This window comes from Mesorhizobium sp. P171375 (assembly GCF_057786075.1).
In genome coordinates this window covers 5412886-5438837 of sequence record NZ_JBYNWF010000001.1, presented here as the reverse complement: position 1 = coordinate 5438837, position 25952 = coordinate 5412886, and the positions used below count along the sequence as shown (strand labels likewise).

At 63.1% G+C, this 25952-nt stretch carries 30 protein-coding genes, 1 tRNA gene and 1 pseudogene; 17 read left to right on the top strand and 15 right to left on the bottom strand.

Annotated elements, in window-relative coordinates; genetic code table 11:
- Positions 1-13 precede the first annotated feature (13 nt).
- From nthA to ACYHH6_RS26590, 4 genes are all read left to right on the top strand, one after another.
- Positions 14-619, top strand: a complete 606-nt coding sequence (nthA, locus tag ACYHH6_RS26605) for a nitrile hydratase subunit alpha (protein WP_352584028.1) — start codon at positions 14-16, stop codon at positions 617-619.
- Positions 616-1275, top strand: a complete 660-nt coding sequence (gene nthB, locus ACYHH6_RS26600) for a nitrile hydratase subunit beta (RefSeq protein ID WP_352584029.1) — start codon at positions 616-618, stop codon at positions 1273-1275. Before nthA ends, nthB begins: the two co-directional genes overlap by 4 nt.
- On the top strand, positions 1244-1612 hold the full coding sequence (locus ACYHH6_RS26595; protein ID WP_435053232.1) for a nitrile hydratase accessory protein: 369 nt from the start codon (positions 1244-1246) through the stop codon (positions 1610-1612). The genes nthB and ACYHH6_RS26595 overlap by 32 nt, the downstream gene beginning before the upstream one ends.
- Before the next feature lie 364 nt (positions 1613-1976).
- The gene (locus ACYHH6_RS26590; RefSeq protein WP_112565033.1) at positions 1977-3104 is read left to right on the top strand and encodes an ATP-dependent DNA helicase; all 1128 of its coding nucleotides are present in this window, start codon (positions 1977-1979) and stop codon (positions 3102-3104) included.
- Positions 3105-3110: 6 nt separating this feature from the next.
- Here ACYHH6_RS26590 and ACYHH6_RS26585 read toward each other — a convergent pair whose 3' ends face one another.
- Positions 3111-3530 carry a SpoIIAA family protein gene (locus tag ACYHH6_RS26585; protein WP_352584032.1) on the bottom strand — a complete coding sequence of 140 codons (420 nt, stop codon included), beginning with the start codon at positions 3528-3530 and terminating at the stop codon, positions 3111-3113.
- Positions 3531-3642: 112 nt separating this feature from the next.
- On the opposite strand from ACYHH6_RS26585, the gene ACYHH6_RS26580 reads away from it, so the two are divergent.
- Both ACYHH6_RS26580 and ACYHH6_RS26575 read left to right on the top strand, forming a co-directional pair.
- On the top strand, positions 3643-4383 hold the full coding sequence (locus ACYHH6_RS26580) for a pyridoxine 5'-phosphate synthase (protein WP_352584033.1): 741 nt from the start codon (positions 3643-3645) through the stop codon (positions 4381-4383).
- Between the two features lie 103 nt (positions 4384-4486).
- Positions 4487-6406: a potassium transporter Kup gene (locus ACYHH6_RS26575; RefSeq protein ID WP_352584035.1), complete on the top strand. Its 1920-nt coding sequence runs from the start codon at positions 4487-4489 to the stop codon at positions 6404-6406.
- Positions 6407-6462: 56 nt separating this feature from the next.
- Here ACYHH6_RS26575 and ACYHH6_RS26570 read toward each other — a convergent pair whose 3' ends face one another.
- Positions 6463-7353 carry an SDR family oxidoreductase gene (locus ACYHH6_RS26570; protein WP_352584036.1) on the bottom strand — a complete coding sequence of 297 codons (891 nt, stop codon included), beginning with the start codon at positions 7351-7353 and terminating at the stop codon, positions 6463-6465.
- 137 nt (positions 7354-7490) lie between these two features.
- On the opposite strand from ACYHH6_RS26570, the gene ACYHH6_RS26565 reads away from it, so the two are divergent.
- Both ACYHH6_RS26565 and ACYHH6_RS26560 read left to right on the top strand, forming a co-directional pair.
- Entirely contained in the window at positions 7491-7898 is a 408-nt protein-coding gene (locus ACYHH6_RS26565) for a winged helix-turn-helix transcriptional regulator (RefSeq protein WP_352584038.1), read from the top strand.
- Positions 7899-7973: 75 nt separating this feature from the next.
- A pseudogene (locus tag ACYHH6_RS26560) lies at positions 7974-9203 on the top strand (FAD-dependent oxidoreductase); the annotation flags it as partial.
- Here ACYHH6_RS26560 and ACYHH6_RS26555 read toward each other — a convergent pair.
- A complete protein-coding gene (locus ACYHH6_RS26555; RefSeq protein ID WP_352584040.1) occupies positions 9157-9897 on the bottom strand; it encodes a glutathione S-transferase family protein in 741 nt (246 codons plus the stop codon). The pseudogene ACYHH6_RS26560 and the gene ACYHH6_RS26555 overlap by 47 nt on opposite strands.
- 1 nt (position 9898) lies before the next feature.
- The gene (locus ACYHH6_RS26550; RefSeq protein ID WP_352584042.1) at positions 9899-10204 is read right to left on the bottom strand and encodes a Rieske (2Fe-2S) protein; all 306 of its coding nucleotides are present in this window, start codon (positions 10202-10204) and stop codon (positions 9899-9901) included.
- A gap of 96 nt (positions 10205-10300) precedes the next feature.
- Here ACYHH6_RS26550 and ACYHH6_RS26545 point away from each other — a divergent pair, with 96 nt between their 5' ends.
- Positions 10301-10759, top strand: coding sequence for a MarR family winged helix-turn-helix transcriptional regulator (locus ACYHH6_RS26545; RefSeq protein WP_352584044.1), 459 nt, complete (start codon positions 10301-10303; stop codon positions 10757-10759).
- Positions 10760-10805: 46 nt separating this feature from the next.
- Here the strand turns inward: ACYHH6_RS26545 and ACYHH6_RS26540 are convergent, their stop codons facing one another.
- On the bottom strand, positions 10806-11237 hold the full coding sequence (locus ACYHH6_RS26540) for an anthrone oxygenase family protein (protein ID WP_352584340.1): 432 nt from the start codon (positions 11235-11237) through the stop codon (positions 10806-10808).
- A 155-nt stretch (positions 11238-11392) separates the two neighbouring features.
- On the opposite strand from ACYHH6_RS26540, the gene ACYHH6_RS26535 reads away from it, so the two are divergent.
- Both ACYHH6_RS26535 and ilvC read left to right on the top strand, forming a co-directional pair.
- Positions 11393-12049: a TetR/AcrR family transcriptional regulator gene (locus tag ACYHH6_RS26535; protein ID WP_352584342.1), complete on the top strand. Its 657-nt coding sequence runs from the start codon at positions 11393-11395 to the stop codon at positions 12047-12049.
- 19 nt (positions 12050-12068) lie between these two features.
- Positions 12069-13088: a ketol-acid reductoisomerase gene (ilvC, locus tag ACYHH6_RS26530; RefSeq protein WP_013531065.1), complete on the top strand. Its 1020-nt coding sequence runs from the start codon at positions 12069-12071 to the stop codon at positions 13086-13088.
- Between the two features lie 83 nt (positions 13089-13171).
- On the opposite strand, the gene ACYHH6_RS26525 is transcribed toward ilvC, so the two are convergent.
- Positions 13172-13456, bottom strand: coding sequence for a PilZ domain-containing protein (locus ACYHH6_RS26525; protein ID WP_352584045.1), 285 nt, complete (start codon positions 13454-13456; stop codon positions 13172-13174).
- A 170-nt stretch (positions 13457-13626) separates the two neighbouring features.
- Positions 13627-14199 (bottom strand): BA14K family protein, encoded by a 573-nt coding sequence (locus tag ACYHH6_RS26520; protein WP_352584047.1) that lies wholly within the window; start codon positions 14197-14199, stop codon positions 13627-13629.
- Between the two features lie 166 nt (positions 14200-14365).
- Here ACYHH6_RS26520 and ACYHH6_RS26515 point away from each other — a divergent pair, with 166 nt between their 5' ends.
- Positions 14366-15478: an endonuclease/exonuclease/phosphatase family protein gene (locus ACYHH6_RS26515; RefSeq protein WP_352584049.1), complete on the top strand. Its 1113-nt coding sequence runs from the start codon at positions 14366-14368 to the stop codon at positions 15476-15478.
- Between the two features lie 14 nt (positions 15479-15492).
- A complete protein-coding gene (locus ACYHH6_RS26510; protein ID WP_352559242.1) occupies positions 15493-16218 on the top strand; it encodes an NUDIX hydrolase in 726 nt (241 codons plus the stop codon).
- Between the two features lie 4 nt (positions 16219-16222).
- On the opposite strand, the gene ACYHH6_RS26505 is transcribed toward ACYHH6_RS26510, so the two are convergent.
- Positions 16223-17326, bottom strand: coding sequence for a 1-aminocyclopropane-1-carboxylate deaminase (locus ACYHH6_RS26505; RefSeq protein ID WP_352584051.1), 1104 nt, complete (start codon positions 17324-17326; stop codon positions 16223-16225).
- Positions 17327-17474: 148 nt separating this feature from the next.
- Here ACYHH6_RS26505 and ACYHH6_RS26500 point away from each other — a divergent pair, with 148 nt between their 5' ends.
- Positions 17475-17951 (top strand): Lrp/AsnC family transcriptional regulator, encoded by a 477-nt coding sequence (locus tag ACYHH6_RS26500; RefSeq protein ID WP_126088576.1) that lies wholly within the window; start codon positions 17475-17477, stop codon positions 17949-17951.
- A 19-nt stretch (positions 17952-17970) separates the two neighbouring features.
- Here the strand turns inward: ACYHH6_RS26500 and ACYHH6_RS26495 are convergent, their stop codons facing one another.
- From ACYHH6_RS26495 to ACYHH6_RS26475, 5 genes are all read right to left on the bottom strand, one after another.
- The gene (locus ACYHH6_RS26495) at positions 17971-18213 is read right to left on the bottom strand and encodes a hypothetical protein (protein ID WP_352584053.1); all 243 of its coding nucleotides are present in this window, start codon (positions 18211-18213) and stop codon (positions 17971-17973) included.
- A 186-nt stretch (positions 18214-18399) separates the two neighbouring features.
- Positions 18400-18873: a hypothetical protein gene (locus ACYHH6_RS26490; protein WP_352584055.1), complete on the bottom strand. Its 474-nt coding sequence runs from the start codon at positions 18871-18873 to the stop codon at positions 18400-18402.
- Positions 18874-18945: 72 nt separating this feature from the next.
- Positions 18946-20163 (bottom strand): ABC transporter permease, encoded by a 1218-nt coding sequence (locus ACYHH6_RS26485; protein ID WP_112565069.1) that lies wholly within the window; start codon positions 20161-20163, stop codon positions 18946-18948.
- 2 nt (positions 20164-20165) lie between these two features.
- The gene (locus ACYHH6_RS26480) at positions 20166-20867 is read right to left on the bottom strand and encodes an ABC transporter ATP-binding protein (protein WP_192257979.1); all 702 of its coding nucleotides are present in this window, start codon (positions 20865-20867) and stop codon (positions 20166-20168) included.
- 4 nt (positions 20868-20871) lie between these two features.
- Positions 20872-22161: an efflux RND transporter periplasmic adaptor subunit gene (locus ACYHH6_RS26475; RefSeq protein WP_352584057.1), complete on the bottom strand. Its 1290-nt coding sequence runs from the start codon at positions 22159-22161 to the stop codon at positions 20872-20874.
- A gap of 112 nt (positions 22162-22273) precedes the next feature.
- Between ACYHH6_RS26475 and ACYHH6_RS26470 the strand changes: the two genes are divergently transcribed.
- The 3 genes from ACYHH6_RS26470 (at position 22274) to ACYHH6_RS26460 (ending at position 24265) form a co-directional block, all read left to right on the top strand.
- Positions 22274-23182 (top strand): PhzF family phenazine biosynthesis protein, encoded by a 909-nt coding sequence (locus ACYHH6_RS26470; RefSeq protein ID WP_352584059.1) that lies wholly within the window; start codon positions 22274-22276, stop codon positions 23180-23182.
- Positions 23183-23288: 106 nt separating this feature from the next.
- A tRNA-Lys gene (locus ACYHH6_RS26465) sits at positions 23289-23364 on the top strand.
- A 220-nt stretch (positions 23365-23584) separates the two neighbouring features.
- The gene (locus ACYHH6_RS26460) at positions 23585-24265 is read left to right on the top strand and encodes an outer membrane protein (RefSeq protein ID WP_352559253.1); all 681 of its coding nucleotides are present in this window, start codon (positions 23585-23587) and stop codon (positions 24263-24265) included.
- Between the two features lie 142 nt (positions 24266-24407).
- On the opposite strand, the gene ACYHH6_RS26455 is transcribed toward ACYHH6_RS26460, so the two are convergent.
- Positions 24408-24680 (bottom strand): hypothetical protein, encoded by a 273-nt coding sequence (locus tag ACYHH6_RS26455; RefSeq protein WP_352584061.1) that lies wholly within the window; start codon positions 24678-24680, stop codon positions 24408-24410.
- Positions 24681-24924: 244 nt separating this feature from the next.
- On the bottom strand, positions 24925-25935 hold the full coding sequence (gene cobT / locus ACYHH6_RS26450) for a nicotinate-nucleotide--dimethylbenzimidazole phosphoribosyltransferase (protein ID WP_352584062.1): 1011 nt from the start codon (positions 25933-25935) through the stop codon (positions 24925-24927).
- Positions 25936-25952: the final 17 nt, after the last annotated feature.

Below are 25952 nucleotides of genomic sequence, written 5' to 3'. Positions count from 1 at the left end.
CTAATCTGCGGTCATGTCCCATGATCACGACCACGACAACGAGCTCGACCCATTTGCGGCGCGGGTGCGCGCGCTGGAAACCATCCTCACTGAAAAAGGCCTGATCGATCCGGCGGCGATCGATGTCATCGTCGACACCTATGAGACCAAGATCGGGCCGCGTAATGGCGCCAGGGTCGTCGCAAAAGCCTGGAACGATCCGGCCTATGCCGACTGGCTGAAGCGCGATGCGACGGAGGCGATCGCCTCGCTGAGTTACACCGGCCGGCAGGGCGAACACATGCAGGCGGTGTTCAACACGGAGGAGACGCATAACCTCGTCGTCTGCACGCTGTGCTCCTGCTATCCGTGGTCGGTGCTTGGCCTGCCGCCGGTCTGGTACAAGGCGCCGCCCTATCGCTCGCGGGCGGTGATCGATCCGCGCGGCGTGCTGGAGGAATTCGGCCTGACCTTGCCGGCGGAGAAAAAGATCCGCGTCTGGGATTCGACCGCCGAGCTGCGCTATCTCGTGGTGCCGATGCGGCCTGAAAACACCGAGGGCTGGAACGAGGAACAGCTAGCCGAACTGGTCAGCCGCGATGCGATGATCGGCACAGCGCTGGCGAAGGAGCCGGCATGAACGGGCCGCAGGATCTCGGCGGGCAGATGGGCTTCGGGCCGGTCGCGCCCGAGAAAGGTGAGCCTTATTTCCATGCCGCATGGGAAAGGCGTGCGCTTGGCGTGACGCTGACGGCCGGCGCCATGGGCGCCTGGAACATCGACGAGAGCCGGCACGCCAGGGAATCGTTGCATCCGGCGGTCTACTATTCATCGAGCTACTACCAGATCTGGATCAAGGCGTTGGAGGTGCTGTTGAAGCGCCACGGCTTTGTCAGTGAGCGCGATCTGGCCGAGGGCCGGGCTGTCGATCCGGCAGCAACGCCCAAAAGGGTACTGAAGGCAGAAAACGTCCCGGCTGTGCTGGCCAAGGGCGGACCTTGCGACCGGCCGGTTGCGACACCGGCGCGGTTCAAGGCAGGGCAGGCCGTGCGGACGAAGAATTTCAATCCCACCGGCCATACGCGCCTGCCGCGCTATGCGCGCGACAAGCAGGGCGTGATCGAGGCTGTGCGCGACGGTTTTGTCTTCCCCGACAGCAACGCGCTTGGCAAGGGCGAAAACCCGCAATGGGTCTATACCGTCGTCTTTGATGGCCCTGAAATTTGGGGCGAGGGCGCCGACCCGTCGCTCACCGTCTCGATCGATGCCTGGGAGAGCTATCTTGAGCCGGCATGACGGTGCGTTGCCTAGAGGTTTCGACGAGCCGGTGTTTGCGGAACCGTGGGAGGCCGAAGCCTTCGCCATGACAGTGGCGCTGCATGACAAAGGCCTGTTTTCGTGGAGCGAATGGGCGGACGCCTTGTCCGCTGAGATAAAGAAGCCGGGCGCGGCGAGCGACGGCCACGATTACTACGAGCATTGGCTGGCAGCACTGGAAAAGCTGCTTGCGGCCAAGGGCGTCGCGGGAAAAAGCGATGTCGACACACTCGCCGCCGCCTGGGAGCGCGCCGCGCACGCCACACCGCACGGCAAGCCGATCCTGTTGGAAGATGACCCGGGGCAAGTCGGTTAGGCTCGTCTTTCGACAAGGGATGAAGTCTTTGCGGCGTTTGCGCTGCCCCTCACCTGCCTGCCGGCATCCTCTCCCCGTGTAGTGACGGGGAGAGGGGGGCTGTCATCGCCGGTTTCGCTAATCTCCGGCATCTCATGATGGCGCCGAGGCTGCGGCCAGCCTTTTTCTCCCCGTCACTATACGGGGAGAAATGCCCGGCAGGGCAATGAGGGGCGGCGCTGACGGTATGTCCTTATGTGAGGCGACTACCCGGCTCCTCTATGTTTGTTCCCTTTACGTTCCGGTTCAAGCCTGATAGCTTGCGTCCGAAGGCATTGATGGTGACGGCCTTGTCTTTCCCTTGCGAATCCGGTCTCTCCAGCTGATGGAATTCTCTCCCCAACAGGATGAGGCGTTGAAGGCGGTGGCGCGCTGGCTCAAGGAGGGCCGGCCGCAGATCTTTCGGCTGTTCGGCTATGCCGGCACCGGCAAGACGACGCTGGCGCGGTATTTTGCCGAGCATGTCGACGGGCAGGTGCAGTTCGCCGCCTTCACCGGCAAGGCGGCGCAGGTGCTGCGCTCCAAAGGGGCGGTCAATGCCCGCACCATCCATTCGCTGATCTACAGGCCGAAGGGCGAGGAATCGGTTGCCGACGAGGTGACCGGCAAGACGTCGATGTCGCCGACCTTCTCGCTTAACCGGCAAAGCCCGATTTCGCGCGCGAAGCTGGTCGTCATCGACGAATGCTCGATGGTCGACGAGCAGCTCGGCCGCGATCTGCTCAGTTTCGGCACGCCGATCCTGGTGCTTGGCGATCCGGCGCAGCTGCCGCCGATTTCGGGTGGCGGCTTCTTCACCGAACACGAGCCCGATGTGCTGCTCACCGAAATCCACCGCCAGGCGCGCGACAATCCGATCATCCAGCTGGCGCTCGACGTGCGCGAGGGCCGCGAATTCATGCGCGGCGACTACGGGACCGCGCAGGTTATCGGCAAGGAGGACGTCACCCAGGAGCTGGTGCTGAAGGCGGACCAGGTGCTGGTCGGCACCAACCGCACGCGCCGCCGCTACAATCAGCGCCTGCGCGAACTGAAGGGGTTTAATGCCGATTATCCGCAGGCCGGCGACAAGCTGGTCTGCCTGCGCAACGACCCGGCCAAGGGCCTGCTCAACGGTTCGCTGTGGAAGGTGATGACCTCGTCGCGCGAGACGGTGAAACCCGGCATCAACCTGCTGGTCTCGCCGGAAGAGGACGATCCCGACCGCGGCGTCGCCAAGATCAAGCTGCTGAAGTCGGCGTTCGAGGATCCGGACGCCGATATCCCCTGGCAGCAGAAGAAGCGCTTTGACGATTTCGACTATGGCTACGCGCTGACCGTGCACAAGGCGCAGGGTTCGCAGTGGAACGATGTCGTGCTGTTCGACGAGAGCTGGGCGTTCAAGGAAACCCGCCAGCGCTGGCTTTATACGGCCATCACACGAGCGGCAGAGCGGCTGACCATCGTTAGATAGCTGGCGTCAGGTAGCAGCTGGCGTAGCAGGGCTGAGTGGCGTCGCGCCCAGCCATTGCCAGGCGTCCGCTTCATCCTCGACCTTGAAATGCCTGAACTCGATGGGAGATGCAGCGGGGAGGAAGCTCTGCGCATCCGCTATCCAGTTCGGCTCGCCGATCGTCGCGCAGCGGGCGACATGCTCCAGGGCGTGCACCGTGCCCTGTTTCAGCGTCTCGTCGGCGACATCCGCCCAGTCGACGCCCTCGTGATCGACCAGCCGCATCAACACGTCGATTCGCGGGTGAAGCGCGTAAGCGGCCTCCAGCAATCCAAAAAGATTTTCACCGTCTGCCGCCGAGATATGGCCGACAACGTCGATGGCGAAAAGATCCTCACGGTCGGTTTCGATACGGCGGATCGCCGGCACGGATTGGAGAAAATTCATTGGCTGGGCCTCCCTCTGCGAGCAGATGTCATGACTGGAACACCCGAAACCCCCTGTCTGTTCCCGTCAAAGGCAGTATAGATGCGCTGCATAAACAGCCGGACCTCACGCCATGCCCGCAAAACTTTCCGTCAATCTCAACGCCATCGCCATGCTGCGCAACCGCCGCGACCTGCCATGGCCGAGCGTCACCGGGCTCGGCCGTCTGGCCCTTGCCGCCGGCGCGCATGGGCTGACGGTGCATCCGCGGCCGGACGAGCGCCACACCAGGCATTCCGACCTGCCGGAGATCCGCGCGCTGATCGACGACGAGTTTCCCAAGGCGGAATTCAACATTGAAGGTTATCCGACCGAAGATTTCCTGGCGCTTGTGGAAAAGCACCAGCCGGAACAGGTGACGCTGGTGCCCGACGATCCGGCGCAGGCGACCTCCGACCATGGCTGGAACTTTGCTGCCGAGGCCGCGTTCCTCAATCCGATCGTCAAGCGCCTGAAAAAGGGGGGCTTTCGCGTGTCACTGTTTTCCGATCCGGACCCCAACGGCGTCGCCGCGGCCCGCGATACCGGCGCGGACCGGATCGAGCTCTATACCGGGCCCTACGGCAGCTACCATTCCGATTCCGCCAAGGCGCAGAAGGAACTGGAAAGATTGGGAAAAACCGCTGACGCGGCACTCGCAGCGGGGCTTCAGGTCAATGCCGGGCACGATCTGGTGGTGAACAACCTGCCGGCGTTGGCAAGGCGAATCCCGGCATTAGCCGAAGTGTCGATAGGGCATGGGTTGACAGCCGATGCGTTGGAGTATGGCATGGCCGGCACGGTGGGGCGGTTTCTGAAGGCTTGCGGGTGGTAGAGGGAAACCCCCTGGCGTTACGGCATGGCAGCCATTACCTCAGGGCACTTGATATTGCATCGCAGCAAGCGTAGAGCACCGCGCGCTTATCGGAGTGTCGTCCATGGCCCTTACCAATACTGGTAGTGAGGCAGAACCCGTCGAACAATCGAGCCATCCCGAAATCGAACAGCATAGCACCAAGGTGCTGATGCTTGGCGCGCTCGGCGTGGTCTATGGCGACATCGGCACCAGCCCGATCTACGCGTTCCGCGAAGCGCTTGTGGCGTCGTCCGGCGGCGAAGTCGCGGACCGCGGCGATATTCTGGGTGTGCTGTCGCTGATCATCTGGTCGCTGACGATCATCGTCACCATCAAATACATCATGTTCGTGCTCAGGGCCGACAACCGCGGCGAGGGCGGCGTGCTGTCACTGATGGCGCTGGCGCGGGGCAGTTTCCCGGCGCGTTCGGCGATTATCCTCGGTGTGGGCATCGTCGGCGCCTCGCTGTTCTTCGGCGACGCCGTCATCACGCCGGCGATTTCGGTGCTGTCGGCGGTCGAAGGCATGAATGTCGTCACCCCGGCCTTCCAGCCCTATGTCGTGCCGCTGACGCTGGTCATCCTGGCGATCCTGTTTTCGGTGCAGCGTTTCGGTACCGGCGGCGTGGCGCTGATCTTCGGCCCGATTACCGCGGTCTGGTTCCTGGCCATCGGCCTTTCCGGCCTGAATCACATCATCGCCGATCCGGAAATCCTGTGGGCGGTCAGCCCGCACTACATCGTCGCCTTCCTGATCAATTCGCCCGACGTCGCCTTCGTCACCATCGGCGCCATCTTCCTCGCCGTCACCGGCGCCGAGGCGCTTTACGCAGATCTTGGCCATTTCGGCCGCAAGCCCATCGTGCTGGCGTGGCTGGCGGTGGTGTTTCCCTGCCTGCTGCTCAACTATGCCGGGCAGGGCGCTTTCGTGCTGGCCAAGAACGGCGTGGTCGGCCACCCGTTCTTCGAGATGAACGAAGGTTGGACGCTGATCCCGATGGTGGTATTGGCAACCGCCGCGACGGTGATTGCCAGCCAGGCGGTCATCTCCGGCGCCTTCTCGCTGACCCGGCAGGCTGTGCAGCTCAACATGCTGCCGCGCCTCGAAATCCTGCATACGTCGGAACGGCAGTCCGGCCAGATCTACATGCCGCGCGTCAATTTGTTGCTGGCGCTGGTGGTGATGCTCTTGGTTGTCGGCTTCGGCGAATCGAGCAAGCTGGCCTCCGCCTACGGCATCTCGGTCACCGGCAACATGCTGGTGACGACGGTGCTGCTCTTCGTCGTCATGACGCGCATCTGGAAATGGCGCCTGTGGGTGGCGGTGGCGATGACGGCGGTGTTCGCGTTCATCGACATCGGCTTCTTTGCCTCCAACATCGTCAAAGTGTTCGAAGGTGGTTGGGCGTCGCTGGCGGTGGCTTTCGCCATCATCATGGCGATGTGGACCTGGGTGCGCGGCAGCCGCTACTTGTTCGACAAAACCCGCCGCAACGAAATTCCGCTCGATTTCCTCGCCGGCAATCTGCTGAAGAAGAAGCCGCAGCTGGTGTCCGGCACCGCGGTCTTCCTGACCAGCGATCCGCAAAGCGCGCCGACCGCGCTGATGCACAGCCTGAAGCACTACAAGGTGCTGCACGAGCAGAACGTCATCCTCTCGGTGGTGACGGCGCCGCAGCCGCTGGTGCCCGACAGCGAGCGCGTCAAGATGGAGGCGGTCAACGATCTGTTCATGCGGGTGACGCTGACCTTCGGCTATATGGAGCAGCCCAACATTCCGCGCGCGCTGGCGATCTGCCGAAAGCAGGGCTGGAAGTTCGATATCATGACGACGTCGTTCTTCCTGTCGCGGCGCTCGCTCAAGGCATCGCCCAATTCCGGCATGCCGGTGTGGCAGGACAAGCTGTTCATCGGGCTGGCCCGCACGGCGGCCGACGCGACGGAGTATTTCCAGATCCCCACGGGGCGCGTGGTCGAGATCGGCACGCAGGTGGCGATCTGACAGAAAAGGCCGTGCCCGAAGGTACGGCCTTTGACGCTTCGCGCTACGGCGTAATTCTAGCCAGCCAGTGCGGCCTTGTTCGTCTCCAGAAACTGCTTCAGCGGCACTGGCTGGCGGCCGGAGAGTTTTTCGACAGCGTCGGTCACCATGGCGAGGTCGCCGACGCGCGCGGCGGCATCGAACGATACCAGGACCTTGGCCAGGGATTCGGGCAGGCCGGCCGACTTCATGCCTTCGGTCAGGGCCTCGTCGGAGAGCTGGATGACCTGGATCGGCTTGGCTGTGACTTCGGTGACGAACGCCGCGACCTCTGCGGCAGTGTATGCCTTGGGACCTGTCAGCGTGTAGGTCGTGCTTTCGCCTGTGTCCGAGGCAAGTCCGGCAGCGATCGCGGCCGCGTAATCGTCACGCGTGCCATAGGAAATGGCGCCATCGCCGGCGGATGTGTACCACTGGCCCGAGGCCAGGATCTGCGGCAACGCCATGAACAGGTTCTCGTCGTACCAGCCGTTGCGGAAGATGGTGTAGGGGATGCCGCTCGCCTTGATGGCCTGTTCGGTGTCGTAGTGGTCGGGCGCGAAGACCACCGGCGAGCCCGGTTCCGGGTTGGGCATCGAGGTGTAGAGCAGGTGGCCGACGCCTGCCTGCTTGGCTGCGGTGACGGCCGCCAGCTGCTGCTCGCGCCGCTTTCCCCGCACTTCGACCTGGTCGGTCGAGATGATGAGCGCCCGGTCGGCTCCCGCAAAAGCCTTGGCAAGCGAAGCCTGATCGTCGAAATCGGCCGCCCGGACGGTGACGCCGCGCGCCGCAAGGTCGGCGAGGTTGGCGGGCGTGCGGGTGGTGGCGATGATACGGTTTGCGGGAACGTTTGCTGCGTCCAGCAGATGACGGATGACGCTGCGGCCAAGTTGGCCGGACGCGCCGGTAACGAGAAGGGTTTTGGGCATGGGAGATCCTGATCTTAGCGCCGGAATGGCGGGTGCCTTTAGTGGTCTCAAAAAGAGACCAGCACTAAAATAGGAATTGACCCAATGCCGTAAAGAAGGCAGTTTTCCGGGAGGTAGGCACAGGCAGGGAACCAGCGATGGACGGCAAGATCGTCAATCTGAAATCGAAGATCGAGATCTACAGGGCCATGACGGGCGGCGCCAATTTCGGCGATTGCCCGGTTCGTGACGTCATCAAGGGCATCAACGGCAAATGGAGCCCATTGCTGGCGATGGCGCTGGCGGAGAAGCCTTATCGCTTCGGTGAACTGCGGCGGCTCGTTCCTGATATCTCGCAGCGCATGCTGACCCAGACGCTGCTCGAGCTGCAGCGCGACGGCTATGTGCATCGCGAAGTGTTCCCGACCAAGCCGCCGAGCGTCGAATACAGCCTGACCGATCTCGGACGCTCGATGTTCGGCGCCATGCATCAATTGATCCTGTGGGCCGAACTCAACCACGATGCGGTGCGCGACGCGCGGGCTGCGTTCGACGCCGGTGGTTGATTTTTTGGCGCATGCAGCAATGGCTTGATTTGGCAGGGTCGCTGAAGGATTGTCCGGCCATTGGTTGGGCGGGCAATGGAAAAATCTCTCGACATCGCGATTGCCGGCGCCGGCCCGGCAGGGCTGGCCACAGCGCTCTATCTCAAGCACGCCGGGCATAACGTCACCATCTTCGAACGTTTCGAGGAGCCGAAGCCGGTCGGCTCCGGCCTGATCCTGCAACCGACAGGCTTGAGCGTGCTCGCCGATCTCGGCCTGCTCGACGACATCTTGGCGCTGGGCAGCCGCATCGAGCGCCTGCATGGCGCGGATGCCTCGACCGGCCGCACCGTGCTCGCCGTCCGCTACGATGCGCAGCCCGGCGGTCGCTTCGGGCTGGCGGTGCACCGGGCGGCGCTGTTCAACGTGTTGTTCCACGCCGCGCAGCGCCAGGGCATCGCCATCGAAACCGGCGTCGAGATCGAGACGCTGGTGGTCGGCGAGCGGGCGCACCTGGTCTTCGATAAGGGCCGAAGGGGAGGGCCGTTCGACCTCGTCGTCGACGCCAGCGGCTCGCGCTCGAAACTGCGCCAGAGCCTCAACGATCCGGCCGAGCCCCGGCCGCTTGCCTATGGCGCGTTCTGGGCATCGCTCGGCTGGCGCGAAGGGTTCGATGAAAATGCGCTGCTGCAGCGCTACGACAAGGCGAGCGTGATGATCGGCGTGCTGCCGATCGGCAGGCCGCAGCCGGGTGCCGAAAAAATGGCGGCGTTCTTCTGGAGCCTGAAGCCGGCGGATGTCGAACAGGTCCGGGCCGCGGGCCTCGATGCCTGGAAGGCGAGGCTGATCTCGCTATGGCCGGCGTGCGAAGCGTTCACCAGCCAGATCGACAGGTTCGACCAGCTGTCGCTGGCCCGCTACGGCCATCACACGATGAGGCTGCCGGCGGGACGGCGTCTGGCAGTGATCGGCGACGCCGCGCATTCGACCAGCCCGCAGCTCGGGCAAGGCGCGAACATGGCACTGCTCGATGCGGCAGCACTCAGCCATGCCTTGGCACAAGCGGACAGTGTGGAGGCAGCGCTGGAGACCTATGCCAAGGCGCGGCGATGGCATGTCCGGATCTTCCAGTTGCTGTCGCTGGCGCTGACGCCGTTCTACCAGTCGGACGGCACCATGCTGCCCTTCTTCCGCGACAGGCTGGTGGCGACCATCGCAAAAATCCCGCCAGTGCCAGGCCTGCTTGCCTCGATGGTGGCGGGCACGGTGATCGATCCGTTCAGGCGGATCGGGCTAAAGGAGGCGCACTGGCGAGATCATCCGGCTGGATCAGGGTCGAGAGAAACGAATTTCTCGCCCGCAGGAATTGACGCAGGCGTTGCGGATAGTCCGGCGCCACCGCGCCCTTGACCGAGGCGCGTTCGCTCAATGCCTTGCGCCAGGACTGAACCAGCGGCTTGCCGTCCAGCATGCCGAAACCGCCGATCCGGTCGAAGGCGTCAAAATAGCGGAAGACCGGGCCATAGACGGCATCGACGAGGCTAAAGCGCTCGCCGTTGAACCACGGTCCGGCCTGGTCGGCCAATTCGTTCTCCAGACGATCGAACATCGCCGACAACGCGCTGGACTCGGCCAGGAAGGCTGCCTCTGTCGACGCCGAGTAGAAGCGGCCGATGGCGTTCAGCGTCGCCGAACCGAACTCGATCCAGGCACGGTGCCGGGCGCGGGCGTAAGCGTCGGCCGGGTGGAGGGGATTGCCTTGCGTCTCCTCCAGGAATTCGAGGATGACGGCGGATTCGAAGATCACCGTTTCCTTGCCATTTGCCCGCACGATGAGCAGCGGCACCTTGCCCAAAGGCGAGATCGCCTTGAACCAGTCCGGCTTGTCGGCGAGGTCGATGGTGACGCGCTCGAACGGCACGCGCTTCTCGGTCAGCGAAATCGCGGCGCGCTGGACATAGGGGCACAGATGATGGCTGACCAGAATGAGCTTGCCAGTCATTTCATTCTTCTCGGGCATGTCACTCTCCCCAGACATAGTTCAACGCGCCGTCCTCGACGCGCGTCGACAGGAACATCAGGCGGGATGCTTTTGGCGCCGGGCCTTCGAGCCGGTCGCCTGATGCCATGTCGAAGGCGGCGCCGTGCCATTGGCAGACGAGTCTGCCGTCCTTGCAGTCGAGCGGTCCGCCGAAATGCAGACAGACATTGGCGGCGGCGCGGATGCGGTCACCGCTGCGCCAGACATGGACCTCGCGGCCGAAGAACGGTGCAATCAGGCTGCCCGTCTGCGGGACGTCGGCGACTTTGCAGATTTCGTGTCTCATGGATTTTTCCCGGATTGATGCAATTGCATTAATATAGATGCAGATGCATTAATCGTCAATCTTGATGCAACTGCATCTATCGCCTAGGATGCGGGCATGACCGAGAAAGCCATGCCTTCGCCGGAAGCCATCAAGGCCTGGGCGCGCCTGATGCGCGTTTCGCGCCAGCTCATCGAACGGGCCGAAGAGGCTTTGAAGGACAGTGGCTTGCCGCCACTCGACTGGTACGACGTGCTGCATGAGCTTGCCGAGGCGGGCGAGGGCGGGCTGCGGCCGTTCCAACTGACCGAGCGCACCCTGTTTGCGCAATACAACATCTCGCGGCTGCTGGCCCGGCTCGAAGCCGACGGGCTGGTCGAGAAGCTGAAGGTCGCCGATGACGGCCGCGGTCAGACCATCCGCATCACTGCCAAAGGACGCGAGACGCGGCGGCGGATGTGGGCCGTCTACGGCCGCTCGATCGCGGAACTGGTCGGCGCCAAACTCTCCGCGGAGGAGCTAAGCACGCTGTCGGCATTGCTTGGCCGTCTGCGCCAGCCGCCGGCTACGGACTGAGGCGATCGCGCTGCGGGCCTGACGCTGACGCTATATTCGGCCGATGTCAGGCCAGATGGCTGCCCCAGAGAAAGGCCAGTGTCGCCAGCACGCCCAGTCCGGCGCGCACCAGGTGCAGAGTGCCCCATTTGACGATCAGGGGCCTGGCTTGCGGATTGTCGGCGCTCGCGTCCATCGCCTCCAGCAGCTTGTTGGTCGGCAACATCACCATCAGCGTCCACGGCCAGGGCAGGATGATCAGAATTGCGCGGAGCAGAAAGGCGAGGCCACCGGTCTGCCACCATGCGATCAGGCCAAGGACGCAGGCAACAATGGCAATCGAGGCCTGCATGGCCGCGCCGCGCCTGTAAGAAGGCTGCCATTCCTTGAGCAACGCCTTGTCATCAAGGCCAAGCCGCGCCGGCTGCTCTGCGACGCTGACATAGATGGCGGCGCCGGAGAACACGGCGGCTACCGTCAAGGCGAGCAATCCGACCAGCATCTTCTTCCCCCAGCAAACGGTCCAGCGGCGAACCGTTGAGACAGAAATAGGGCTTGCAAGGCTGAGTGCAATACGGCATAGAGCAGCGAACCGTAACGTACGGTACGGCTTGCTGCAATTGTCGGCTTGCCTGCCGCCGAGGAACGACCGTGTTGCAGGCAAGCGCCGACATCGACACCAGCGCGACGCTGACGGAGCGGCAGAAGGCCGTTCTGGACGCGGCCTTGCGCCTGCTGGTCGAGGAGGGCGACAATCTGACGATGACCGCAGTTGCGCGCCGCGCCAGCTGCTCCAAGGAAACGCTCTACAAATGGTTCGGCGGCCGCGACGGGCTGCTGACGGCGACGGTGCAGTGGCAGGCCTCGAAGGTGCGTGTGGTGCCGGTCGACGGCGAGAGGCTCGATCTTGCCTCGCTGACGGCAAGCCTTGAAGGCTTTGCCGCGGACTGGCTGAAGGTGATTTCGAGCGACACGTCGATTGCCTTGAACCGTGTGGCGGTCGGCCATGCCGGGTCCGGCAAGGACGATCTCGGCGCCATCGTGCTTGAGAATGGCCGCTTTGCGCTGGCCAGGCGGCTGAAGCCGGTGCTGCTTGCCGGCAAGCAGGCCGGGCTGCTCGATTTTACGGATGCCGAAACGGCATTCCGCAGCTTTTTCGGGCTGGTCGCCCGCGATGTGCAGATCCGCCTCCTGCTCGGCGACCGGCTGGAATTGACTGAAGCGGCGATCGGCGGCGATGCCGTCCGGGCAACGCAACAGTTTCTCGCTCTTTTCGGAGCAAAAACCGGCCGTAGGGCCACTGATCTATAAAACGGGAAGGAAGACCAAAATGCGTGTCTATTACGATCGCGACGCCGATCTCAACCTGATCAAGGGCAAGAAAGTCGCCATCATCGGCTATGGCAGCCAGGGCCGGGCGCATGCGCTCAACCTCAAGGATTCCGGCGCCAAGGAGATCGCCATCGGCCTCAAGGCCGGCTCGGCGACCGCCAAGAAGGTCGAGGCCGACGGGCTCAAGGTGATGAGCGTGGCGGATGCCGCCAAATGGGCCGATCTGATGATGATGGCGACGCCCGACGAATTGCAGGCCGACATCTACAAGAACGAGATCGCGCCGAACATCCGCGATGGTGCGGCGATCGCCTTCGCGCACGGCCTCAACGTGCATTTCGGCCTGATCGAGCCCAAGTCGACCGTCGACGTCGTCATGATCGCGCCGAAGGGCCCCGGCCACACGGTGCGCGGCGAATACCAGAAGGGCGGCGGCGTGCCGTGCCTGGTCGCCGTCAACCAGGACGCGTCGGGCAATGCGCTCGATCTCGCTCTGTCATACGCCTGCGGCGTCGGCGGCGGCCGCTCGGGCATCATCGAGACCAATTTCCGCGAGGAATGCGAGACCGACCTGTTCGGCGAGCAGGTGGTTCTGTGCGGCGGCCTGGTCGAACTGATCCGCGCCGGTTTCGAAACGCTGGTGGAAGCCGGTTATGCGCCGGAAATGGCCTATTTCGAGTGTCTGCACGAGGTCAAGCTGATCGTCGACCTGATCTATGAAGGCGGCATCGCCAACATGAACTACTCGATCTCGAACACCGCCGAATGGGGTGAATATGTCTCGGGCCCGCGCATCATCACCGCCGAGACCAAGGCCGAGATGAAGCGCGTGCTGAAGGACATCCAGACCGGCAAGTTCACCTCGGAGTGGATGCAGGAATACCGCGCCGGCATGTCGCGCTTCAAGGGCATCCGCCGCAACAATGACAGCCACCAGATCGAGGAAGTCGGCGCCAAGCTGCGCGCCATGATGCCGTGGATCTCGAAAAACAAGCTGGTCGACAAGGCGAAGAACTAATCCGCAATTTTAGGATTGCGACGAAGCCGGCGGAGCAATCCGCTGGCTTTTTTCATGCTGGCTTCGGCAAGCTGGTACAGAGCTCAGCCGTAGTGCCAGTGCGGCTTCGGCTCGGTGCCGGTGAACTCGACGCCGATGCGGTCGTCGCGGCGCCAGCGCACGACGGCCTTGTAGCCGATGCCGTCGATCGGCACATAGAGCAGGAATTCGTCCGGCACGCGCGCGTCGATCGGCACTTTCAGTTCGGCGCCGCCGGGATGCATGTTGCGCACCGTGCACTTTACCTCGGAATTGGTGAGGCCGAGCAGGATCGTCGCGCCTTTCAGCACGCGCTGCCGGTGTTTGTTTCTCAGTTCGTTGTCGGCCATGACGGCTTGTCCTTCGCGACCGGATTGGGCGCGATCGTCAGATGGGGGGCACGGTATCATGGATAGACCGAGCCGATAAACAGGTGGTTAGCGGCAAGACATCCAGCGCTCCCCCCAGAACGAAAACGGCGCCGCGATGGGCGGCGCCGTCATGCATTGTCGCTTATAGTTCAGCTATAGGGCGACCAGCATTGCTGGCGTGGGCCGTTGTAGGGCTGGAACGTGTTATCCCAGGCCCGGTAAGACCGGTAGCGGTCGTAGCACCACTGGACATGGGCGCTGGAAAGACGCTGCGTGCGATAGTAGCGGCGGGGCGCCGGCTGCACGTAGTAGCCGTTGTTATAATAGCCGTTGTTGTAGATGCTGCCGAGGCCGAGACCTAGACCGAGGCCGAGAACTGCGGCAGCGCCGGTATCGAAATCGCGGCTGTGACGGTGGCGATGATGACGCCAGCGCCAGTTGTCGTCGCCATTCCAGTTGTCGTTGTTCCAGTTTCCGCCATTCCAGTTGCGGGAAAAGCGACGGCCGTCGTGGCGACGCCACTGCCAATCGTTGAAGGAGCGGCGGTCATTGCCGCCCGCCCAGTCGTCGCGAACCGGCGTGATCGTCGGGGCTGTGGCGCTTGACGGAATTGAGAGGTTTGGCTGCAGGATCGGGCCGGCGGCGGACGGCGCCGTAACACCCGAGAGGAGACCGAGCGCTATCAGCCCGGATTTGACCGTGGAAGAAAAGAGCGAGTTCATTGCACTCTCCAAGAGATACAGGCGCCACGCCCGGAAGACCCCAGGAAGTGGCCTATTGATGGACCTTTGCATCTGAACGGAGGATGAACGGAAAGGTTCCCTCAACCTCGCCGAGCAAGGGCCGGCCTCTTGTTTTCGGGGCTGCTTGCGGGCAAAGGTCAGGGCCATGTCGCTGCGCCTCGCCACCTTCAATGTCGAAAACCTGATGAACAGGTTCGATTTCTCCGGCTACCGCAATCAGCTCAACGAAGACCGTACGCTGGCGCTTTTCGACATCCAAAGCGAGGCCGAATACAAGATGCTGGAGCAGGCGCGTGCGATTGCGCAGTCCGACGACACGCGCCAGCTGACGGCGCTGGCCATCGCTGCCACGCGCGCGGACATCATCTGCATGCAGGAGGTCGACAATATCGAGGCGCTGAAGGCCTTCGAATACGGCTATCTCTTCAAGATGGTGGGTGAGGGCTACCGGCAGAAATACACCACCGCCGGCAATGATTCGCGCGGCATCGACGTTGCCGTGATGATGCGCAACGAGACCGCGCAGGGACAGCCGATCGAATTCGTGCGCATGACCAGCCATGCCTATGCCACCTTCGAGCAGTTCGGCCTGTTCACGCCGGAACTGGCCGACCTCGGGCATCAGGCCAATGAGCGCATCTTCCGGCGCGATTGCCTGGAGGTCGACGTCAAGGTCGGCGGCGTGCCGTTGACGCTCTATCTCGTGCATTTCAAATCGATGGGCTCGCCACGCAACGGGCTCGACGGGCGCGAAGCGACGATGCCGCTGCGCGTCGCCGAGGCGCAGGCAGTGCGCCGCATCATCGAGGAGCGCTTCAGCAAGGACCATGCAGCTGACAAGCGCTGGGCGATCTGCGGCGACATGAACGACTACCGGCAGCGGGTGAAGATCGAGGGCGACGCCTTCGATGGCTACCGCTTCCAGGTGATAGACGAGAGCCAGTCCTGCCTCAATGTGCTGACCGCCGGCGGCTTTTGCGAGAATGTCGTCGAGCGCCGTCCGGAGATGGACCGCTGGAGTTTCTACCACACGCGCGGGCCGCAGGAGCGGCATCTGTGCCAGCTCGACTACATCCTGTTGTCGAAAGGGCTGGCGGCGAAGAATGCGACGGCCGTTCCCGACATCATCCGCAACGGCCAGCCCTGGCGCACCATATTTCCGGCCGGCCAGGCGGTGGAGCGTTTTCCGCGCGCCGGCTGGGACCGGCCGAAGGCCTCGGACCATTGTCCGGTGGCGATCACTTTGGATATGGCCTGAGTGGGAGCCTGAGCGTGAGTTTCGACCTGCCGCGCAATGTTATCCTGCCGGTCGATGAGATCGACGTTCGGCTCGACCCCGGCCAGCATCCGTTCGAGCGCGACAACGCGCAGGCCATCACTGAGAACTGGCGGCTTGAGACCGAAGCCAAACCCGCGCTGTTCGACGGCACCGTGGTTCTTTTGTCAGCGCTCGCCTGGCGCGACAACCGTCTCGCCGGGCGCTGCCACGCGGTGAAGTACTCGACCTTCATGCTGTGGCGAAAGAACCGGCAAGGGACCGGCGCCGAGCACGCCTATGGCCATGCCATGCTGGTTGCCGGCGACAATGCGCTGGTGGCGATCCGCATGGGCTCGCACACGGTCATGGCCGGTCGCGTCTATTTCGCCGCCGGCTCGTTCGAGCCGATCGATTTTCGCGACGGCCGCGTCGATGTCGATTTCAACATGATCCGCGAGGTGCGCGAGGAAACCGGGCTTGACCTCACGGGCGCCGCGCGCGGCAGGCGCTACCACGCGCTGTCGACTTCGACCGGCACGGTTCTCTTCCGCCGCTACCACGTCGAGGAGCCGGCGGATGAGATTGCGCGGCGCATCAGCGCCTTCGTCGCCACCGAGGCCGAGCCGGAGATTGAGGGACCGGTGATCATCCGCCATGCCGCCGACCTGCCGGAGGGACTGGCGCCGCATATGAAGCCGCTGGTCGAGTGGCATTTTGCCCGCAGCGGCGAGGACCCCTGAGCTGTCAGGGAAAGAGCGGCGGCAGCGTCTCCGGCGCAGTGACTTCCCGAGGTTCGAAACTCGCTGCCTTCAGCGGCCGGGTCGGGGCGCCGTCGTCCTTGTAGTAATAGCTGTAACCGTTGATCGCCGGCGCGCCGCCGAGATGCGCGTAGAGAATTTTTGACCCCTCGGGAAAGAAGCCTTTGCGGGTCAGATCGATCAGGCCCTGCATCGACTTTCCCTCATAGACCGGATCGGTGATCATCGCCTCGGTGCGGGCCGCCAGCCGGATCGCGTCGTTGGTCTCATCGGAGGGAACACCGTAGGCCGGATAGGCATAGTCGGGGTTGATGATGATTTCGTCGTCGCGGACCGTGCGGCCGAGCCCGACGAGGGCAGCGGTGTCATCGACGATGCGGCGGACCTGCGCGCGGGTCTGGTCGAGCGTTCCGGAGGCGTCGATGCCGATCACCCGGTCGGCGCGACCTTGCGCGGCGAAACCGACGATCATGCCGGCCTGCGTCGACCCGGTCACCACGCACACGATGATGTAGTCGAAGGTGACGCCGAGCTCGGCCTCCTGGCGCGCCACCTCCTCGGCGAAGCCGACATAGCCGAGCCCGCCGAATTTGTGCACCGAGGCGCCGGCCGGAATCGGATAGGGCTTGCCGCCGGCGTCCTTCACCGACTGGATGGCGTCCTCCCAGCTCTTGCGGATGCCGATGTCGAAACCGTCATCGACAAGCCGGCTGTCGGCGCCCATCAGTCGCGTCAGCAGAATGTTGCCGACCCGGTCGTAGACGGCGTCATAGTGCGGCACCCATTTTTCCTGGATCACCACGCACTTCATGCCGATCTTGGCGGCCGTCGCGGCGACCATGCGGGTATGGTTCGACTGGACGCCGCCGATCGATACCAGCGTGTCGGCGCCCGAGGCTATGGCATCCGGAACGATGTATTCGAGCTTGCGCAATTTGTTGCCGCCCATGGCGAGCCCGGAATTGCAATCGTCGCGCTTGGCGTAGACCTGTACTTTCCCGCCCAGCGCCGCGCTCAGCCGCGGCAGATGCTCGATCGGCGTCGCGCCGAAGGTTAGGGGATAGCGTTCGAATTTTGCCAGAAGTGACACCGATTAGTCTCCGCCATAGTCGTTTTTCAATAGACAGAGGATAAACGAACAGGGGCGAAATGTGCTCTCGAAGGCTTTCCAAGATTTTTCCACTTCCATAAGAAAATACGCTAAGATTGGTTCTAATCGTCCATTTAGTTCCGAAGATATGGAAGAATCTTCCGACCCAACCTTCGACCGCATTGACATCAAGATCCTGCGGGCCCTTCAGTCCGAGGGACGGCTGACCAATGCGGAACTGGCGGCGCGCGTGAATGTCAGCGCCGCCACATGCCATAGGCGCACGCAACGCCTGTTCGAAGAGGGATACATCACCGGGGTCAGGGCGGAGATCGCGCCCGCCGCCGTAGCGCTTGGCGCACTGGTGATGGTTGGCGTCGTGCTCGACCGTTCGACACCGGAAAGCTTCGCCGCCTTCGAGGAGGCCGTGCTCAAGCTCAAGGAGGTGCTCGATTGCAATCTCGTGGCGGGCGACTTCGACTATCTGTTGAAGATAAGAGTTCGTGACATGGCGGATTTCAACAAGCTGCATGGGCAGAAACTGATCGCGCTGCCGGGCGTTCGGCAAACCCGGACCTTCTTCGTCATGAAGGAGGTCAAGGAGAACGCGAGACTGCCATTCTGACAGGTCTCAAAGCGCAAAGTCAGCGTGGCGTCTTTTGCTGCGCCGCCTTGCGGTCGCTGCGGGCTGCGGCGACAAACAGGATGAAGCCGAGACCCAGCAACCCGCCCATCGCGGTCCCCATAGTCTGGCCGACTACGGCCTGAAAATCGGCTGTGACGCGATCAGGATTGGCCATGCCATAGCGGGCGAGATACCACCAGATGCCGGCAAGGGCGCCTTCGATGATCACCATCGCCAGGATCAGCCGTGCTTTCTTGCTCATTGCCACTCCTCGACCTGAGATGCTTTGCACCCAGTTACCCACAGCGCTGACTACGTCCGACCGCGCGTCCGATTCCGACTAAGCCATTACTTCTTAGAACACAATCTAGCCGTGTGTGGCGCTACCGAGCTGTATCTCCTCACTTTCGACAATTAGGCCTCTGCCGCCCGATGTATCGGCCCCTTGTCAGGGGCAGAGTAGCTTAACCGGCGCCCCATCCTTCAAGAGATAGGCTTCCCTGCACTGCCTACCATCTACCTGTACTTCGCACGACCCCACGTCAAACGCGTGAAAGAACTCTGCAAACGAGGTATGGCCATCATCGTTCCAATCCATATCATGCCACGAAAATCCCTTCCCGAATGTCTGATCGGCCACGATGGCCACAGGAATTGCAGCAGTGATAGCGAGAATGAGGATTCCACGTTTTTGCAGAGCCTTCCCCCTTACTGGTATGGAGCCAACGGTGCACTTGGAACCCACCAAGGCGCTTTTGTCGGCTGGATTGGCAGGATAGTACTTGTAGTTATTGCCATTCGCTAATCCGTCAAAGACCAGGTTGTCTCTGATTTGTGACGGTGTTGGCGTGAAGGCCCGAAGATCGCCGGCCAGGTTCTCGATGGCGAACGGCTTGCCCTCCAGATAGATGTAGTTCCTCATAAGCACGCCGAGGGGGGTGTATTCGGCGAGCAGCAGGCCATCCTGCAAGCACCCAAGTTGTGGATAGCAAATTTACTCGTGCCGCAGCGCGTCGATCGGGTCGAGCCTGGCGCCGCGCAGCGCGGGGAAGAAGCCGAACACCATGCCGATCAGCGCCGAAAAGCCGACGGCGAGCAGGATGACCGCCGGGCTCGGCGCAAACGGTATGGTCAGCGCCGCCGATGCGAGGCCGGCCAACGCCAGGCCGATCAGGATGCCAATGATGCCGCCGAGCAACGACAGCACCGTCGCCTCGACCAGGAACTGGATGAGGATATGTTTTTCATGCGCGCCGATGGCGAGCCGGATGCCGATCTCGCGCGTGCGTTCGGTGACCGAGACCAGCATGATGTTCATGATGCCGATGCCGCCGACAAGCAGGCTGACGCCGGCCACGGCGCCGAGCATGCCGGTCATGGTGGTGGTGGCGCTGGCCATGGCATCGGCGATCTGGGTCATGTCGCGGATCGAGAAGTCGTCTTCGCGGTCGGGCGTGATGCGGCGGGTATCGCGCAAAATGTCCTCGACGCGCGGCTGCAGTTCTGTGGTCGGCGTGCGGTCGTCGGCGGCGACATAAATGTTGTCGATGTCGCGGTTGCCGGCGATTCGGCGCTGGTAGGCGGCAAGCGGCATCAAGACGACATTGTCCTGGTCCTGGCCGAAGCCTGTGTAGCCCTTAGGTTCAAGCAGGCCGATGATCTTGCACGAGGTGCGGTTGACGCGGATGATCTCGCCTTCAGGCTCGCCGGCGCCGAAGAATTGCTGGCGCACGGTCTCGCCGATCAGGCAGACGCCGGTGCCCGAGCGTGTTTCGGAATCGCTGAACGGCCGGCCTGAAACCAACTTCCAGTCGCGGGCGTCGAGATAGGCGCTGTCGGTGCCGGTGACGCCCGAGGTCAGGCTCTCGGTGCCGAAGATGACGCGCACCTGCTTTTGTGAGGCCGGCGAAATGGCGCGTGCCCCGGTCAGATGCGCGACGAGGGCGGCAACATCCTTGTCGGCCAGCGGCCGCATCGCCTGGTCGAGCCCTCCCGGTCCGCCAGTGCCTGCAGGGCGGCCAGAGCGGACGACGAGCAGGTTCGAGCCGAGCTTGGCAATGTCGGACTTGACCTTGGCCGTGGTGCCGGAGCCGATGGTCAGCATGGCGATGACGGCGGCAACGCCGATGACAATGCCGAGCAGCGTCAGGAACGAGCGCAGCACATTGCGGCGGATGGAGCGCAGCGACAGGCGGACGGTTTCCCAGATCATGGTTAGGCCACTTCCAGTTTCGAGGAATCGGAAGCGACGTGGCCATCGAGGAAGCGGATGGTGCGCTCGGCATATTCGGCGACGTCGGCCTCGTGGGTGACCATGGCGATGGTCAGGCCAAGCTCGCGGTTCAGCCGCGTCAACAGCTCCATGATCTCGTGCGTGCGGGCGGTGTCGAGATTGCCGGTCGGCTCGTCGGCGACGAGCAGCGTCGGCGTTGTGACGATGGCGCGCGCGATCGCCACACGCTGCTGCTGGCCGCCGGAGAGCTCGGCTGGCGTATGGTGCTCGCGCCCGACAAGCCCGACCTCGGCCAGCGCCTGCATGGCAAGCTCGCGGCGCTCGCGGGCCGGCGCGCCGCGATAGATCAGCGGCAGCTCTACATTTTCCGCCGCCGTGGTGCGCGGCAACAGATTGTAGCCCTGGAAGACGAAGCCGATGTAGAGATTGCGCAGCAAAGCGCGGCGGTTGCGATCGAGCCGGCCAGCATCGATGCCCATGAAGGAGTAGGTGCCGGCGGTCGGCGTGTCGAGGCAGCCGATAATGTTCATCGCCGTCGACTTGCCCGAACCCGACGGACCCATGATGGCGACGAATTCGCCGCGCTTGATAGTGAGGTCGACGCCGGCCAGCGCATGCACCTTGGCTTCGCCCTGGCCATAGCTTTTCCAGACCGTATCGAACCCGATGAGGGCCGCGGCCACGGCATCAGCTCCGCAGCTGCGAGGCGGTGATCACCTGAGCGCCTTCGTCGAGGCCGGAGGTGATCTCGGTCAGTTCACCGTCGGTGGAGCCGATCTTGACGTTGACAGGACGCGGCCGGCCGTTCTCCAGCACATAGAGTGTGCGTGAGCCGTCGGTGGGTGCGGCCACCTGCTGGCGGCGATTGCCGCCGGGACGGCCCATGCGGCCGGTGAACAGGTCGCTCAGGCTCCAGGAGCGGACGGCTTGCTGCGCCGGGCGGTAGCGGAAGGCGGTGGACGGCACGGTGAGCACGCCCTTGGCCTGTTTGGTGACGACCGAAACGGTGGCGGTCATGCCGGGCCGCAGCAGCAGCTCGTCGTTGTTGACCTCGAGCCGCGCATTGTAGGTGACGACACCGTCGGTGGTGACCGAGGCGTAGGAGATGTCGCGGATTTCGGCATCGAACGGCCGCTCCGGGAAGGCGTCGACTGTGAAGCGCGCATGCTGGCCGGGCCTGACCGCGCCGATATCGGCCTCGTCGACTGCCGCCACCAGCTCCATGTTGCGCAAATCGGCGGCGATGATGAACAGGACCGGCGCCTGCAGCGAGGAGGCGACCGTCTGGCCTGGGTCGACCGAGCGCGTCAGCACGATGCCGTCGATCGGGGCGTAAATCGTGCTCTTGGCAAGGTCGGTCTGCTGCGCCTTGAGGTCGGCCTGGGCGATGGCGAGATTGGCCTCGGCACTGTCGAGCGCCGCCTTGGAGCGGTCGCGCGTGGCGGTTGCGGCCTCAAGCGACTGATCGGTCGCCATGCCGCGCTTGGTCAGTTCGGCGGCGCGCACCAGCGCCTTCTCGTTCTCGGCCAGCGTGACCGTGGCGTCCTCGACATTGGCGGCGGCAGCCTTGGCCGAAGCCTCGGCGCGTTCGATCTGGACCTCGAGTTTCACCGTGTCGAGCGTCGCCAGCACGTCGCCCTTCTTGACCTGCTGGTTCTCCTCGGCCGAGACGGAGCGTATGATGCCGGACAGCTCGCTTGAAATGTCGACCTGGGTGAGGGGCTGCAGCGTGCCGGTTGCCGACACTGCGACGGTGAGATCGGCAATCGTGGCCGGCGTGGTGGTGTAGTCGATCTTGGCGGGAGAGCCGGCATACCATTGGTAGCCGGCGAGACCACCGGCAATGGCGATCAGCGCCAGCAGCGCGTAAAGCCAGCCGCGGCGGCGCTTCTTGCGCACACCGTTGCGGTCAAGTCCGAGCGCCGCCTCGATGGCGGAATCCGATTCCGTCTTTGGCAGATTGACAAGCTGGTCCACGCCGGACCCCTATGAAGCGTAATGTCCCTATAGGTGCACAGATCAGGCTTACTGGTTCGAATATCAAATTAAATTTCGGCCATGTTCGGATTGAGGCGGAAGGTTTTCCAAGATGCAGACGCGCAATTACTTGCTTTACGATGTGTTTACGACCGAACGGCTGGCCGGCAATCCGCTGGCTGTCGTGTTGGACAGCAAGGGGCTGGATACGGCAGCCATGCAGGCCATTGCGCGCGAGTTCAACCTGTCCGAATCGGTGTTTGTGCTGTCGCCGGACAATCCAAAACATCGCAACCGCATCCGCATTTTCACGCCCGACTATGAAATGCCGTTTGCCGGCCACCCGACTGTTGGCGCGGCGATAGCGCTGGCCGAACTGGCAGGCGAGGGCGACGCCGGCATCTTCGTGCTGGAGGAGAATATCGGCCCGGTGCGCTGCGCCGTCAGCCGGCACGATGGCGCCACCTTTGCCGAGTTCGATCTGGCGAAGCTGCCGGAACCGTTGAAGCTCGAAGCGGACCCGCAGGCGATTGGTGCGGCCCTTGGCCTGGCGCCGCATGAGATCGGCTTCGAGAATCACCTGGTGTCGTTCTGGTCCGCCGGCGTGCCTTACGTCACGATCCCGGTCGCCAATCTGGAGGCGGCAGCCCGCATCAAGCTCGACAACCAGGCTTGGTCGGAACTGGCGCCGCGCAAGAGCGAATGGGCTTTCGCCAGTCCGTACGTCTATTGCCGCCAGACGGTAAACCATGACAGCGCCTTCCACGTCCGCATGATCGTGCCGGGCACTCCATCATACGAGGATCCGGCGACCGGGTCGGCCGCAGCTGCCTTTGCCGGCGCCATCATGCATTTCGACGCCCCCACCGACGGCATTTCGCAGCTGTGGATCGAGCAGGGGCTGGAGATGGGCCGACCGTCGCGCATCCGTCTCGAACTCACTGTCGAAGGCGGAAAACTGGCCTCCGCCCGCATCGGCGGCCATGCGGTGAAGGTGGCGGAAGGCAGACTGTTCGTCTGACCGCCTGCGGCAGTTCAGCTATTTGTCGGGAAATGATTCCGGCAGGGCTGGACAGGACCGGTATCGGCGGCTATATGCCCGCCGACGCCGGTTTTACCGGTCGAGTGGGTGCGTAGCTCAGTTGGTAGAGCAGCTGACTCTTAATCAGCGGGTCCACAGTTCAATCCTGTGCGCACCCACCAAATTTTTCGAAAAGTTGGTGGAAGACCTTGGAATGCGGGACGCGTTGACGCGCCTCGACATGCCTCAATCATGGGGCAGGTTTGCCTTGAACTTGACCTTCATAGCGATCTGGCCGCTGATCAAACAAATCTCAATTGTGGCAGAAACGTTACATCGCTTTCCATGGGATCAGATACAAACGAGTCATCGTTTTTCGCTTCTCACCCTGAGGAATGCACGATGCGCGCACTCAAGTTTGCCCTTCTTGCTTCGTTGGCGATTGCCACCCCCGCATTGGCGGCGGACCTTTCCCCGCTGCCGACCGAGCCTGCGGCTTATACCTGGACCGGTCTCTATGTGGGTGCAGAGGCCGGGTACGCTTGGGGAAATTCAACTTACGACGGAGCCGGGTCTCCGGCCGGCCCCCCCTTCATCAGCACCTCCCTCGATCCCAAAGGCGGCTTTGGTGGTGCATATGTTGGCTATAACTACCAATTCAATGGCAACTATGTCGTCGGCGTTGAAGCGGATGCCAATTTCGCCGACGTAAAGGGTGACAATACGTTTGCTGTTTTTCCCGGTGTGGTCGCAAGCGGTGATTTAGAATGGTTCGGGTCGGCGCGTCTGCGCGCGGGCTACGCATTCGATCGTTTCCTGCCATTTGTAACTGGCGGTGTTGCTATCGGTCGTTACTCCGGCACAGAGAATGGGACACTCGAGAACAGCGAGACCATGGTTGGCTGGACGGCAGGCGCGGGACTTGAATATGCCGTGACCGACAATTTGATTGCGCGCGTCGAATACCGCTATGCCGACTATGGCCGCAAATCGCAGTCGCCGCTGTTCAACTTCCCGACAGAACAAGTCAGGCTTGATCTGACCACCAACGATGTTCGCGTTGGACTTAGCTACAAGTTCTGATTTCGAACTGCACCAGACCCTCCAATTAGACTTTAAAGGCTCGGCGGCCGGTAAGCCGGTGCGCTATTTGGCCCGGAAGGCAAGCTTACGAAGGAGGGAAGGCCGCGCTGGATAAAGAAAGGCCCGGAAGCCGAAGCCGCCATCAATTAAAGCCAGTTTGAAACCACGGACTGGTGTCATACCCTAAGCGCGGATTATAATGATCCAAGAAGTTTGCGGCCGAATTTGACGGCCGCGCAACCACGGTGCCTGTCGATTTGCAATCCGGTTTCGCGGTCGGCTTGCTGCCAGCCTTCTTATGAGCTGTAGAACACGAGGTTGTGGCCTGAGCGGTGGCCACCTTTTTCTTCTCTTTCGCAACAGCTGCTCCGGTGGCGGCCAATACTATTGCTACGCCAAAGACAACGAGTTTCATTGAAACGCCCTCACCCTGCACAATCGTAATGATTGCGCCTAGTCAACGTTACGTCAATCACATTTTGTCGGCAACGACGGCGAATAGTGCCAGTAAAAAGAGCCCGTCACAGAAGCAGCGGGGCAATGTTCCCAAGGTCGGGAATCTTTCAGCGGCCGTGCCGTTCGAGCCACCAGTGCGAGCGACCGGCCCGACGATTGTCAGTGAAGGTTCGGGCCGGCGCGCTCCCCTCAAATCGCCCTAGCTACTTCTCAGATACACCGGCCTCAGCAAAGCTAGCCATCCTCACATGACATTCCAGCGCCGAGCGCACGATGTTGACGGCGAGGCAGGCGCCGGAGCCTTCGCCGAGCCGCATGCCGAGGTCGAGCAGCGGCGGCAGGCCGAGCGCTTCGAGCAGGCGGCGGTGACCGGATTCGGCCGAGACATGGGCGGCGATGGTGTGGGCGAGGCCGCTTGGGTGCAGCCGCGCCAAAGGTGCCGCTGCGGCCGTGCAGACGAAGCCGTCGAGCAGCACCGGGACGTTGTTGCGGCGCGCGGAAAGCGTGGCGCCGAAGATGGCGGCAAGTTCGCGGCCGCCAAGGGCGGCGGCGATCTTCAGCGGATCGGACAGCGCGTCGGCATGGCGCTTGAGGCCGGCTTCGATGGCCGTGACCTTACGTTTTAGCCCGGCATCGTCGACGCCGGTGCCGCGCCCGGTCCATTTTTCCGCTCCGCCGCCGAACAGGCCGGCCGAGATCGCGGCCGCCGGCGTGGTGTTGCCGATGCCCATCTCGCCGAAGCAGACGAGGTCGAGGTCTTTCGTCACCGCGTCATGACCGGCGGAGACGGCGGCAAGAAACGCCTTTTCGTCCATTGCCGGCACTGCAGTGAAGTCGCCGGTCGGGTGGTCGAGATCAAGCGGGATAACGTCGAGTTCGGCGCCGGCGATGCGGGCAAGCTGGTTGATGGCGGCACCGCCGCCGGCGAAATTCGCCACCATCTGCACGGTCACTTCCGAGGGGAAGGCCGACACGCCCTGGGCGGTCACACCGTGATTGCCGGCGAAGACGAAAACCTTCACACGGTCGAGCTTCGGCATGTCGCGGCCCTGCCAACGCGCCAGCCAGGCGGCGATGGTCTCCAGCCGGCCAAGGCTGCCTTGCGGCTTGGTCAGCGTGTCCTGGCGGCGGGCAACGGCATTGGCCGCGGTGTCGCTGCCGATCGGCAGGTCGAGGCAAGCGGCGCGCAGTTCATCAAGCGATTTGAAGGGCATGGGGACAGGATCTCCGG